The organism is Devosia ureilytica, assembly GCF_024273195.1.
Taxonomy (GTDB): Bacteria; Pseudomonadota; Alphaproteobacteria; order Rhizobiales; family Devosiaceae; genus Devosia; species Devosia ureilytica.
In genome coordinates this window covers 296032-309075 of sequence record NZ_JAMZCU010000005.1, presented here as the reverse complement: position 1 = coordinate 309075, position 13044 = coordinate 296032, and the positions used below count along the sequence as shown (strand labels likewise).

General features: G+C 65.9%; 9 protein-coding genes. 3 read left to right on the top strand and 6 right to left on the bottom strand.

What is annotated here, in order from left to right:
- Nucleotides 1-56 precede the first annotated feature (56 nt).
- Complete coding sequence (hrpB, locus tag NIM87_RS14730) at nucleotides 57-2510, bottom strand: ATP-dependent helicase HrpB (protein ID WP_254675448.1); 2454 nt, start codon at nucleotides 2508-2510, stop codon at nucleotides 57-59.
- Nucleotides 2511-2654: 144 nt separating this feature from the next.
- Between hrpB and NIM87_RS14725 the strand changes: the two genes are divergently transcribed.
- Complete coding sequence (locus NIM87_RS14725; protein WP_254675447.1) at nucleotides 2655-3521, top strand: aldose 1-epimerase family protein; 867 nt, start codon at nucleotides 2655-2657, stop codon at nucleotides 3519-3521.
- Between the two features lie 503 nt (nucleotides 3522-4024).
- Here NIM87_RS14725 and NIM87_RS14720 read toward each other — a convergent pair.
- Complete coding sequence (locus NIM87_RS14720) at nucleotides 4025-5548, bottom strand: helicase HerA domain-containing protein (protein WP_254675446.1); 1524 nt, start codon at nucleotides 5546-5548, stop codon at nucleotides 4025-4027.
- Between the two features lie 130 nt (nucleotides 5549-5678).
- A complete protein-coding gene (locus tag NIM87_RS14715) occupies nucleotides 5679-6302 on the bottom strand; it encodes a class I SAM-dependent methyltransferase (RefSeq protein WP_254675445.1) in 624 nt (207 codons plus the stop codon).
- A 95-nt stretch (nucleotides 6303-6397) separates the two neighbouring features.
- Here NIM87_RS14715 and NIM87_RS14710 point away from each other — a divergent pair, with 95 nt between their 5' ends.
- Nucleotides 6398-7285 carry a LysR family transcriptional regulator gene (locus NIM87_RS14710; RefSeq protein ID WP_254675444.1) on the top strand — a complete coding sequence of 296 codons (888 nt, stop codon included), beginning with the start codon at nucleotides 6398-6400 and terminating at the stop codon, nucleotides 7283-7285.
- A 42-nt stretch (nucleotides 7286-7327) separates the two neighbouring features.
- Here the strand turns inward: NIM87_RS14710 and NIM87_RS14705 are convergent, their stop codons facing one another.
- Together NIM87_RS14705 and NIM87_RS14700 are read right to left on the bottom strand one after the other, a co-directional pair.
- Nucleotides 7328-9877 carry an ABC transporter permease gene (locus tag NIM87_RS14705; RefSeq protein WP_254675443.1) on the bottom strand — a complete coding sequence of 850 codons (2550 nt, stop codon included), beginning with the start codon at nucleotides 9875-9877 and terminating at the stop codon, nucleotides 7328-7330.
- Nucleotides 9874-10620, bottom strand: a complete 747-nt coding sequence (locus NIM87_RS14700) for an ABC transporter ATP-binding protein (protein ID WP_254675442.1) — start codon at nucleotides 10618-10620, stop codon at nucleotides 9874-9876. The genes NIM87_RS14705 and NIM87_RS14700 overlap by 4 nt, the downstream gene beginning before the upstream one ends.
- 174 nt (nucleotides 10621-10794) lie before the next feature.
- On the opposite strand from NIM87_RS14700, the gene NIM87_RS14695 reads away from it, so the two are divergent.
- The gene (locus NIM87_RS14695; RefSeq protein ID WP_254675441.1) at nucleotides 10795-11316 is read left to right on the top strand and encodes a hypothetical protein; all 522 of its coding nucleotides are present in this window, start codon (nucleotides 10795-10797) and stop codon (nucleotides 11314-11316) included.
- Between the two features lie 281 nt (nucleotides 11317-11597).
- Here the strand turns inward: NIM87_RS14695 and NIM87_RS14690 are convergent, their stop codons facing one another.
- Nucleotides 11598-12878, bottom strand: a complete 1281-nt coding sequence (locus tag NIM87_RS14690) for a Gfo/Idh/MocA family oxidoreductase (protein ID WP_254675440.1) — start codon at nucleotides 12876-12878, stop codon at nucleotides 11598-11600.
- Nucleotides 12879-13044 lie beyond the last annotated feature (166 nt).

Genomic DNA, 13044 nt, shown 5'->3' with positions numbered 1-13044 from the left:
CCAACCGTTTCCCGGAGGGGCGGGGGGCGGCGCCGCCGACCCGAGTTTGCCCAGCGTCAGGTGCCGCGCGGCTTGGCCCTCGCCGTGGGCGGGGCCGCTATCGGGTTTTCGGGCCAGGGGTGGCGGGGGTAGCGGCCTTTGAGATCCTTGGCGACATCCTTCCAGCTGCCGCGCCAGAAACCGGGGAGGTCCCGGGTGGTCTGGATGGGCCTGTGGGCGGGCGAGAGCAGCACCAGGAGCAGCGGAACCTTGCCATTGGCGATGGCGGGATGGCGGTCGAGACCGAAGAGTTCCTGCACGCGGATTTCGAGCGCCGGGCCGTTCTCGGCTGCGTAGTCGATGGGCAGGTGGCTGCCCGAGGGCGCGTGGAAATGGCTCGGGAGCAGCCGGTCGATCTCCTGCCGCCTGGCCCAGGGCAGGAGCGTTTCAAGCGCATTGCCCAGATGCTCGGCGGTGATGGCAGACAGCCGGGTTTCGCCGATCAGATGCGGGGCGAGCCAAGCGGGATCGCGCGCGAGGCCCGCGTCGCTGAGATCGGGCCAATCCTCGCCCAGGCTTTGGCGCAGATAGCTGGCACGCGCACGCAGGGCCTTCTGGTCCTTGCTCCAGGGTAGGGTCTCGGGGCGTTTGAGCGCGGCCTCGGCCAGGAGGACTGCCGCCGCTTCCAGATCGGTGACCGGGGCAGTGTCGTCGCTGAGGCGCAAGGCGTCGAGACGGCGCTGGCGGCGGGCGCGGACCGAGCCGGTGGCCGTGTCGAAGCTGAGCGTGGTCTGGCTGCTGATATGGGCCGAAAACAGGGTTTCAAGTTCAGCCGGATCGAGGGCGGCGGCGGAGCGGATGCGCCCCTGCGTGGCGCTGCCGGTGAGATCAGCGACCACCAGAAAGGGTGCTCCAGCAAGGGCATGGGTTTCATCGAGCTGCGCCTGACGGCCATTGGCGAGGCGGAAGCGGCCGCGCGGCCCAGCGGGCTGGGCCACGCGGTCGGGGAAGGCGCGGGAGAGGTGATGCCCGGCGGATAGATTTTGGCCTGAACTGGTGCCGCCTGCCTGTCGGGCCCAGCGGGACGCCAGAGTGCGGGCATCCTCGGCGCGCTTGCTGCGGTCCGTGCGGAAGCGTTCGAGCCGCCGGCCAAGATCAGGGTCGTCGCCACCCAGGCCGCGTTCGCCGATGAGCACGGCAAGCTCGGCGGCAGTGCGCGGGTCACCATCCTGGGCGCCGGCGACCACCATATGGGCAAGTCGCGGGTGGAGGGGCAGGCGGGACAGCGCCTTGCCTGCGGGGGTCAGGAGGCCTTGGGCGTCGAGGGCGTCGAGCCGGGCAAGGAGCGCCCTGGCCTCGGTCCAGGCGGGCAGAGGCGGGGGATCGAGAAACAGCAGGGTCTCGGGGCCGGTGACGCCCCAGGCCGCCAGGTCGAGCACCAGGCTTGCGAGGTCCGCCGAGAGAATTTCGGGCGTTTCAAACGGCTCCAGCGCGGCGGTCTGGCCGGCGTTCCAGAGGCGAATGCAGACGCCAGGGCTGGTGCGCCCGGCGCGACCGCGACGCTGGTCGGCGCCGGCGCGGGAGACGCGGCGGGTGGCGAGCGTCGTCATGCCGGTCGATGGCTCATAGACCGGAACGCGGCGAAACCCCGAGTCGATGACAATGCGCACGCCTTCGATGGTCAGCGAGGTTTCGGCAATGGAGGTGGCCAGCACGATCTTGCGGCGACCGGGCGGCGCGGGCTGGATGGCACGGTCCTGCTCGGCGGGGCTGAGCTGGCCATAGAGCGGGGCCAGGTCGATATCGGGCGGCAGACGGGTGGCGAGGCGCTCGGCCACGCGGGTGATTTCGCCCTGTCCGGGCAGGAAGACCAGCGCCGACCCCTCATGCTCGCGCAGAGCCTTGAGGGTGGCCGCAGCGACCTGATCTTCGAGGCGCTGCAAGGGATCGGGCTCGGCGTGAAAGGTTTCGACCGGGAAGGTGCGGCCGGGACTGTCAATGACCGGGGCGTGATCGAGCAGCGTCGCGACGCTGGCGCCATCAATGGTGGCCGACATGACCAGAATGCGCAGGTCTGGCCGCAAGGCGCGGGCATCAAGGGTCAGGGCCAGGCCCAGATCGGCATCCAGGCTGCGCTCGTGAAATTCGTCGAAGATGACAGCGGCGACGCCGGGCAGGTCGGGCGCGTCGAGCAGCATGCGCGTATAGACGCCCTCGGTGACCACCTCCACGCGGGTGCGGGCGGAGGTCTTGCTTTCCATGCGGACGCGATAGCCGACCGTTTGCCCGACCTCTTCGCCCAGGAGCCTTGCCATTTGTCGGGCAGCGGCGCGGGCGGCAAGGCGGCGCGGTTCGAGCACGATAATGCGGCCATCGCCGCGCCAGGGCGCATCGAGCAGGGCCAGGGGGACACGCGTGGTCTTGCCGGCGCCGGGCTGGGCGACGAGCACAGCTGCGGTGCCGTCTGCCAGCGCAGCATGCAGGGCGGGCAGGGCGGCATCAATGGGCAGGGGCGGCAGGATTGCGGGCATGGATTGGCGATAGCCTTTGTTGCCACGGTCCCGCAAGAGGCGGGTTTTAGGGGCTTGTTCACCCCGGGTGTACTTGTGGGTTCTCCAGCGCGCCCGAAGCGGGTAGGGTGCGCCCGGTTTGGTCCAATCTGCCCGGAGCGGCGCATGCAATTGACCCGTATCGCCAACGACCAGATCACGGTCGATGTCGCCGCGCTGGGCGCAGAAATGCAGTCCATCCAGACGCGGGACGGCCGTCACTGGCTTTGGCATGGCGACTCCAGCCATTGGACCGGTCGCAGCCCGGTGCTGTTTCCCATCGTGGGCAAGGCGCCCAATGACACGGTCAGCGTGGACGGTGAACGCTTCCAGATGAGCCAGCACGGTTTTGCCCGGCGCAGCAATTTTGAGTTGCTGGTGGAAGAGAGCGACCGCTGCGTCTATCGGCTGACCGCCTCGGAGGCGAGCCGGGCCATGTATCCGTTCGATTTCCAGCTCGACGTCGAGCACCGGATCGAGGGACGGGCCGTGGTGGTAACGGCCGAGGTCAGTAATCGCGACCATCGGGTCATGCCCTTTGGCATCGGCTTTCATCCTGCCTTTGCCTGGCCGCTGCCGGGGGGCGAGGGGAAGGCGCATGATATCGAACTCGATGATGGCGCCGCGCCGGCGCTGCACCGGCTGTCGGGCGGGTTGGTGGACCCGCAATCGCTGCCCTCGCCCTTTGTCGATGGACGGTTGCAGCTCAATCACAGCCTTTTTGCCCAAGACGCCATGCTGTTTCCCGAGGGGGCCGGCGCGGGCCTCGTCTATGGGCCACAGACGGGACCGAGCGTGCATTTCACCTGGGAGAACCTGCCCAATTTTGCCCTCTGGTCCAAATCGGGTGGCGGCTTCATCTGCCTTGAGCCCTGGCATGGCACGGCAGCGGAAGTGGGTGGCTCTGGTGAACTGGCCGAGCGGCCCTATTCGGTGCTGCTGGGGCCAGGCGCCCGGGGGCGGTACAGCTTCAAGGCGGAGCTGCGGGGGTAGATCATTTCACACTCAGGCGGACGCGGCTCCATCGCCTCCCTCCCCCTTGTGGGCTTCTCTCCTCAAACCTCTCCGGTGGAGAGGTTTGAGGAGAGAAGGACCGAGGGTGGGGGTGTCGGCATGTCCTCTTGCTCGGAGCCTCTGGAGGTCGCGTCACCCCCACCCCAGCTCTGCTATGGCCTGTCGGCCTAGCGTCGCTACCCTCCCCACAAGGGGGAGGGAGGAAAGAGGGCAGCGCGTCAGCTAGACGTGAAACGGTCTAGAGCTTGGGCCGGACTTAGCGTTCCTCCGTTCCAGGTCCTTCTCGATAATTCAGTGGCTTGCGTCACCCCACCCTCATTCCTTCTTCCCTCAAATCTCTCCACTGGAGAGAATTGCCCTTCGGGACGGATCGAAGCCCATCAAGGGGAGGGAGGCGATGGACTGTGGCGCCAGTGTTCATCGTCTCCCTCCCCCTTGTGGGGAGGGATCAAGGGTGGGGGTGTTCCCTGTCGTCTTTGTTGCTATTCCGCTGCGCCGCGCTGGTCGACCAAGGCATCAGGGCCATTGGGATCGCCGGGGGCGGTTTCGGCGCTGAGTTCTGGGAAGGCGGCGATGCGCTGGCCGCGGAAATCGGTGCGCAGGACGATGAGGCCGCGTTCTTCGAACCAGGTGAGGAGGCGCCGGGCGCGGCTTGAGGAATGGGTGCCATAAAGGCGTGCCAGCGTGGCATCGGACGGGCAGGGGGCGCCGATGAGCGCGGCCTGGGCGATGACCAGGAAGACGCCCTGCACGTCGTCGGTGAGCGTTTCGGATAGCGAGAGGGCCTGTTGCCAGCCTTCGGAGGCGGAAACAGTTTCGTCGGGCGCGACGCGGGCCACGGCCAGGAGGCGCTTGAAGGCCGGCAGGGCCGGGGCGTCGCCGGGCACGCGGCGAATGCGGCAGCGCACCAGAAAATCCTGATAGAGCACGGCGGTGGTACGGAAACCCGCGTCAGGATCGCTCATCAGCTCGACCATGACCGCCTCGATCATGGCGGCGCGCTCGGCTTCGTCGATCTCGGGGAACAGCGACGCCGGTTCGTCCGGTGCCTCGGCGCGGGCCCTGGCGCGGGCTTCGGCCACCTGGGCCAGCAATTCATTGGTGGAGGGCGGCGGCGGGGGCGCCGGGCGGCGCACGACGGGCCGCGCCAGCTCCTCCGGGTCGTGGGTGAAAATGAGGTCGGCCGCGTCGGCGGGCGCTTCGGGCAGCGGGGTCAGCTTGGGGCTGGTGGAGCGGGCCGAGGTTTCTACCGGGCCAATGGTGATGGGCAGCGGGCGGCGCGAAATGGCTGGGCCAAGGGCGACGAAATGGCCGCGCGCCAGATCGCGGAACTGCTCGGCCTGGCGGCGATCCATGCCCAGGAGATCGGCAGCGCGGGCCATGTCGATATCGAGGAAGGTGCGGCCCATGAGGAAATTTGAGGCTTCGGCGGCGACGTTCTTGGCGAGCTTGGCAAGGCGCTGAGTGGCGATGACACCGGCGAGGCCACGCTTGCGACCGCGGCACATGAGATTGGTCATGGCGCCGAGCGAGAGTTTGCGCGCTTCGTCGGAGACTTCGCCGGCAGCGGCCGGGGCAAAGAGCTGGGCTTCGTCGACGACGACGAGGACGGGATACCAATAGTCGCGGTCGGCATCGAACATGCCGCCAAGGAAGGCTGCTGCGGCGCGCATCTGCTGCTCGACGTCGAGGCCTTCGAGATTGAGCACGACCGATACCCGATGCTGGCGCACCCGGGCGGCAATGCGGGTCAATTCGTTTTCGGTGCGGGTGGCATCGACGACCAGATGGCCGAATTTATCGGCCAGGGTGACGAAATCGCCCTCGGGATCGATGACGCATTGCTGCACCCAGGGCGCCGATTGTTCGAGCAGGCGCCGCAGCAGGTGTGACTTGCCGGAGCCCGAATTGCCCTGCACCAGAAGGCGCGTGGCGAGCAATTCCTCAAGGTCCATGTGGGCGGCGCCGGTGGTCCGGCTCTCTCCCATGTCGATGGCGACCTGCATTGTCTCTCCGGCTGGATGCGTCCTAGTTCCAGCGGGAAGACAGACGCACGGCAAATCTGGTGTGCAAACACCACTAGCACACAGCGTTGGCGATTCGCCCGGTCAGGGAAAGGCCCGATCCACAGGCAGTTCAGTCCGGCTTGCGGGCGATGATGAAGACGGCAGCATGGGGGTTGGGACGCCAGTCATGCTCGATGGCAAAGCCGGCGCGGGTGAGGCTGTCGCGCAATTGGTCATGGGTCATGACATTGAGCATGGGCAGGAGGCCAAAGGCGCGGCCCAGGGGCGCGATGACGCCCAGCCACTTCATGCTGTCCCCGATGCAGGCGGTGCTGGACACAAAGCGTCCGCCGGGCTTGAGGATGGCAAAGACCCGGTCGATGACGGCCTGCCGGTCCTTGAGCAGGTGGAGAATGGAGAGGCCAAGCACCATGTCGTAGCTGGCCGGGGCGATAGAAAGGCTGGTGATGTCGCCCTGCTCAAAGGTGACATTGTCTACGCCGGCGGCCTTGGCCTTTTGGCGGGCCATGTCGAGCATGCGGGCGGAAAAATCCACGGCGTGGACATGGCGGACATGGGGGGCATGGGTGATGGCGGTGCCGCCGGTGCCGCAGCCGAATTCGAAAATGTCCATTTCCGGGGTGAAGTGGCTTTGCGTGCGCGCCAGCTTGGTGCGGTAGGCCGCTTCGTCGGCAATGGGCTGGGCGGCGTATTTGTCCGCCATCTTGTCCCAGAAAGTGCTGAGCTCAGCCATGGTCGGGTCCTGCATGCTCGATTGTTGCGGGATGATAGCCTTCGGTCGATAAAAACAAAATTGCACAAATTGGCAGAAGACCTATACATCAGCGCATGAGCGAGTTGCCGAACAGTCCAGACTGGAACCAGATGCGGGCGCTGTTGGCGACGGTGGACGCCGGCTCACTGTCGGCGGCCGCCAAGCGTCTGGGCCTGACGCAGCCGACGCTGGGACGGCAGGTGGCGGCGCTGGAAGAAAGCCTGGGCATCGCCATTTTCGAGCGGTTGGGGCGACGGCTGGCGCTGACCGAGGCGGGGGCGCAATTGGTCGCGCATCTGCGCGCCATGGGCGAGGCGGCCGAGCGGGTGGCCATGACCGCCGCCGGTCAGTCGCAGGCCATCGAGGGGGTGGTGCGGATCACCACGGCCGATATTTATGCCGGGCATGTGCTGCCGCCTCTGCTCGAGCGCATTCGCAAGGAAGCGCCAGCCATTCGGGTCGAGGTGCTGGCGACCGGGTCGATCAGCGATCTCCTGCGGCGCGAGGCCGATATTGCCATTCGCCATGTGCGGCCGGACCAGGATGGGCTGATCGCCCGGCGCTGCAAGGACACGAGGGCCTATATCTATGGCGCTCCGGCGCTGTTGGAGCGTATGGGGAACCCGGCCAATGGCGAGGCGCTGGCGCGGGGCGATTTTGTCGGCGCCATGCAGGGCAATGAGGATTTCATGGCCCAGATGCGGGCGCGCGGCGTGCCGCTGAGCGAGGCCAATTTCCGCCTGGCCACGCAAAGCGGCATGACGGGCTGGGAATGGGTGCGCAAGGGGATGGTGTTGAGTGGCATGGTCGAGGCGGTCGGGCAGGCGACGCCCGAGGTGCGGATCGCGGTGCCAAGCATCGACCCCATCGTGGTGCCGGTGTGGCTGGTGACGCATCGGGAACTGCACACCAGCCGGCGCATCCGGCTGGTTTTCGACATGCTGGCCGAGCACTTTTCGTGAAGGTCTTCTGACGCTCCGTCTGTGTTTGCCAAGTCACCCCACCTAAAGATCCCTCAACAGCCTTGCCGGGCGGGTCGAGACGGCGCGCCAGATGGTCATGGCGCCCAGGATGGCGGTGATCACGACAGCGACCACCAGCACCACCACGATGATGTCGAGCTTGACGGTGAAGTCCACCGCCAGCATCAGGCCGCTGACCACCCGGCCAAGGCCGAGGCCGAGGGCCAAGGCGGGGACGGCGGCGAGCAGCGCGAGCAGCAGATATTGCAGCGCGGCGGTGGCAATCAGATCGGTGCGGGTGGCGCCCAGTACCTTGGTTATCACTGCGTCGGCCTCGCGCTGGCGGCGGCCAGTGGCGAGGCTGCCGATGAGCACCAGGAGGCCATTGCCGACGGCAAGACCACCCACAAGGCTGGCCGCAAAAGAGAGCTGCCCCAGCGCGTCCGTTACCTGCTTGAGCGTGTCACCCACGGCGATGAAGCGGATGTCGGGGAGTTCGGTGGCCAGGAGGCGCCCGACGGCTTCTTCGGCGCCGGGCGCAGCGGTGACGGCGGCGAACAGGGTCGTGGGATAGTTGTCGAGGACGCCGGGGGAGAAGGTGGCGAGAAAGTCGATGCCGCCCTGCCAGGAATAGTCGCGGAAGCTGGCGATGGTGACGGTGATCGGTTCGCCAAAGATCGAGAAGGTCAGGGTGTCGCCGAGGTCGACGCCGAGGCCGTTCCTGAGGCTTTGGTGCAGGCTGACAAGGCCTGGCCCGGCATAGTCCGCGGGCCACCATTCGCCTGCCGTGACGCGCGAGGCGGTGGGCAGATGGGTGCGGAAGGTGAGCGGGACTTCGCCGGCGAGGAGGAAGGTGGCCTCGGGGCCGCGTGTGATCAGCGCGTCAACCGGAACATTTTGGACGGCGTCAAGGCGGGCGCGCAGCATCGGGGTCGAGACGAAGCGGGTAATGTCATTGCCGCTGGCGGCCAGGGTTTCGAGGTTTTCGACTTCATCGGGGAAGAGATCGGAGCCGACCAGGGTGGGTGCGTCAAAGGCCGAGGCTCCCAAAAACTCCTGCTGCAGGTTGGTCTGCATCACCAGAACGACAATCAGCATGGAGAGCGCCATGCCGGCCGATACGGCGACCGTCGCGGCGTTCTGGCCGGCGCCGGAAATGGCGCGCAGGGCGTGGCGCAGGATGCGCGGGCCGGCTTCGGGCAGGCGGGCCAAACCGGCCTGGACGAGGCGAATGAACAGCTGGAAGAGCGCCGCGCCAAGCGCGCTGGCAAGGCCAAAGGCGGCGACCAGCGTCGGATCGCCGGTCATCAGCCAGGCGAGGAGAAAAAAGGCGATGATGGCGGCAACAAGCGGCAGCGCTTGCCAGGAGAGCAGCAGGGCGTGCCAATCAAGCGGCGGGGCGTCGAGGCCCTTGGAGCGGAACAGCAGCACCGGGCGGATGCCCTGGGCCTGCTGCAGGGGCAGATAGGCAAAGGCAAAGGCGGTGACCAGGCCCGTGCCGGCGGCGACCAGCAGCGGCTGGACATGGACGGCGGGCGTCAGCGGAATGCCGACCGCAGCCCCGATGGAGGGCAGGATGAACCAGGCCACGCTGGCGCCGGCAATCAGCCCTATGCCGACCCCGACCACCGCCAGGGCCGAAACCTGGGCAAGAAAATGGATGAAGACGCGCGAACGGCCCGCGCCAATGGAGCGCAGCACGGCGATGACGCCGGAGCGTTCGGCAATATAGGCGCGCATGCCGGTCCAGACCGAGACGCCGCCAATGAGCAGCGAGCCAAGACCGACGATGACGAGAAAGCGCATGAAGAGATCGTAATAGCGCACCATCTGCCCCAAGCCGTCGCGGGCGGACCGAACGGTCCAGCCCTGAGCGCTGAACTGTTCGACGGCGCTGGCGAGACCGGTTTCGATATCGCGGTCGGTCAAGAGGATCTTGTAGCGATACCAGGTGCCAAGGCCAGGCAGCGGCGAGGTGCGGTCGCTGACGACGGCAAAGCCCTCGGCGGTAATCAGCGTGGGCAGGCCCAGTCGGAAGCCGCGAACCGGGCCATCGGGCAGTTGGGCAAGCGTGCCGCGCACGACAAATTCGGTGCCGCCAAGGCCAAAGCGGTCGCCAATGCCGATGCCGAGCTGATCGAGCATGATGCCATCGATCAGCGCGCCATGGGCGCCATCGGTTTCAGCCAGCAAGGCGCCGATATCTTCGCCCGGAGACAGTTGCGGGCTGCGTATGGCGCCCAGCAGCGGGTAGCCCGCGCCCACGGCGCTGACATCGGCAAAGGCCTCGTCGGTGAAGGTTTCGGCGCGCAGATTGGTGTCGATGACGCTTACGACCTGGCCCAGCGCCTGCATGGCGGCCAGTTCATCGGGGGTGGCCAGCCGGTCGGCGCGGGAGAGTTCTATGTCGCCGCCCATGATTTCAGCGGCGCCGGTTTCGATGGCGCGGGTAATGCTGGTACCGACAGAATTGACCCCGGCAATCAGCGCCGTGCCGACTGCCAGGCAGACAACCAGCAGCAGGAAGCGCCGCAGATCGCCGCGCATGTCGAGCAGGCCAATGCGAATGGCAGGCCAGACGGAGCGCATCATTTGGCGGCCCGCGTCTTAGCCGCTGCGGGCTTGGCAGCGGCGGTTTTGGCCATCGGCGTTTCGGTGAGTTGGCCCTGGGTCATGGTGAAAACGCGGTCGGCACGGGCGGCCAGCGCTGGATCATGGGTAATCAGCACCACGGCGGTATTGTTGCGGCGGGCCAGGTCGAACATCAGGTCGACGACGATGGCGCCGGTCTTCTGGTCGAGATTGCCCGTGGGTTCATCGGCCAGGAGCAGTGGCAGGTCGGCGACGGTGGCGCGGGCGAGGCCAACGCGCTGTTGCTCGCCCCCTGAAAGAGCGGTTGGGCGATGATCGAGCCGATCCCCAAGGCCAACCGCGGTCAATGCCGCCGCAGCCTTGTCGCGGATCTGCGCCATGGAGAGGTCGGGCTCTGCAATTTCGAGCGCCAGGCCCACATTATCGAGCGCGCTCAGCGAGGGGATAAGGTGAAAGCTCTGGAAGACAATGCCAAGGGTATGGCGGCGAAACCGCGCCAGCGCGTCCTCGTTCATGGCACCCAGGTCGCTGCCATTGACCATGACCGAGCCGCCGGTGGCTTTTTCCAGACCGGCCAGCAGCATGAGCAGCGAGGTCTTGCCGCTGCCGGACGGACCGACAATGGCGATCACTTCGGATGGCGCAACGGTCAGGGAAACCCTGCGCAGGATATGGAGCGGTCGCCCAGCCACATCCAGGCTGTAGTCCACGTCGCGTGCGTCGATGATCGGTCCAGAAACCATGACCGTTGTCCCCTCATTTCGGCCGGGAAGGTTGTGCTGCACCTTACCCAGTAACTTCACGCAATATTGGTAGGTTGATTCGTAACATTGCCGTCAACGAGTGGATATTTTTACTGGCGGCGGTGCAAAAGTGCTGGCAGACAGGGCGGCGGGAGAAATCGTGAGGGGGGAAGCGTGAAAAACGGGTTTCGGGCGGCACTGGTCGCATTGGCCCTTTTGGCACCGACGGCAACACCAAGCATGGTGCAGGCCGCCAATGGCGAGCTTGATTTGCTCACATCCTATATCGGGGACTGGCGCGGCGAGGGGGCCCTGGTGGGCGGCGACCAGCCCGAGCCATTCCGCTGTCGCCTGGGCGTTTCGCAGGGCAATCTGCTCAAGATCAATTACACTGGCCGTTGCACGCTGGTGAACGCGACGCTCTCGATCAGCGGCACTATCGCCTATAATGACGCCGAGCGCCGCTTTGAAGCCGCCATGAGCTCCAATGCCGGTTACACCGGGCTGGCCATCGGCCGGCAGTCGGGCGGCAATATCAGCTTTGACCTGCGTGAGCAGCAAAAGGATCGCGCCGGCGGCGACGTGCGGATCGGGGCGCGGATCTTGCTGATCAATGACAAGATCACCGTGGACTTCGAGGTCGAATTCAACAATTCGGGCGACGTGCTGACGGCGAGCGTGCCGTTTAATCGGTAGGAGCGGTACCGAGGTCGTCTCTGTGGGGAATCCCCCCCACCCCAGCTTTGCTACGGTGCGGCGCACCTAGCGTCGCTACCCTCCCCACGAGGGGGAGGGAGACGATGAACACCGGCATATCGGCCTGGCGGCGATACCCCCCCCCCCCTCTGAGGGGGAGGGTGACCAGGTGCCCAACCGTTAGAGCATTTCACCGTTTTGCTGAAACGCTGAATGCTCTAAGCCCTTGTTTTGCCGTGCTTCTGAACCGCAAAGCCGTTGCCACTTTTGCTAGAAGCGCTCTAAAGCCTGACCAGCGTGTTCACATCCACCGGCAGACCGGTGGCGAAGCTTTTGTTGGCGGCGATGCCGGTGAGGATGGAAAGGGCGCCGTCGCGGTGATTGGCGCCGTAGCCGGGGCGCGGGGTGGCATTGCCGAAGATTTCCTCGAGCATGATCTTGTCGCCGCCGCCATGGCCGCCTTCGCCATGCTGGACCGGGACGACGCGCGGTTCGCCATGCAGCGGGAAGTGATAGAGCTTGACGCCCTTGGCGGCGCCTTCGGTTTCCGAGCCGGCGCCGGCATTGATGTAGGAATTTTCGTGCACGGTCAGCTCGAGCCGGCCGCCGGTGCCGTTGATAGCGACATTGAACCCTTCCCAGGGCGCATAGGCATAGAGGGAATAGGTCATGACCGCCTTGTTGCGATAGCGCACGATGACATTCATCGTGTCCTCGATGGAGATGCCATCACCAAAGACGTTCTGATCGCGCTGGTACCCATCTTCCTTTTCGCCATCCCAGTAGAGACCCTTCTGGACCGGGGTGGAGGTCAGATCGATGGCGAAGGGATCGTCCTTGGCCGCTTCCACGCCGGTGGTGCGGGTATAGGGAGTAAAGACGCCCCGCTCCTCGGCATTGGCGCGGCCATAGAATTTGAGATCGCCCATGCCGAAGACGGTGTCGGGCTGGCTGCCGAGCCAGAAATTGACCAGATCGAAATGGTGGGTCGACTTGTGGACCATCAGGCCGCCAGAATTGCGCTTGTCGCGGTGCCAGCGGCGGAAATAGTCGGCGCCATGGCGGGTATCGAGCAGCCATTCGAAATGCACCGAGGTGACCTTGCCGATGGCGCCTTCGGCGATCAGTTCGCGCAGGGCCGAATTGTGCGGGGCATAGCGATAGTTGAAGGTGACGCGAACCTGTTTGCCGGTGCGCTCGACGGCGTCGAGAATGGCCTGGCACTTTTCGGGGTCGGTGGTCATCGGCTTTTCGGTGATGACGTCGCAGCCGGCTTCGAGCGCGGCAATGATGTAGCGGTCGTGGGTGCGGTCAATCGAGGTGACGATGATCGTATCGGGCTTGTGCTCGGCGATCATGCTGGCGAAGCCGGCGGGTTTGTAGGTGGGGACCTTCTGGCCGCCCAGTTCCTCGGAAATCACCTTGTTGGTGAAGTCCATGCGCACCTGATTGGTGTCGCAAAGGGCCACGAGCCGGGCCTCGGCGCGATGCGGTCCCAGGATCGCCTCATAGAACATGCGTGCGCGACCTCCGGTCCCCACGAGCGCGTAGGTCTTGGCCATTCTGTTCTCTCCGGTCTCGATTTTAAATGGGTGCCGCCACTTCGGTGACAGACTGTGCGGAAGCATCTACCATACAAGATTGCAGAGTTGTATAGTTTCTTTCGACAATTCTGTTGGCGGCGGTCCAGACAGCGGCGCGGCGCGGCGGATAGACAGGCGGAGGGGC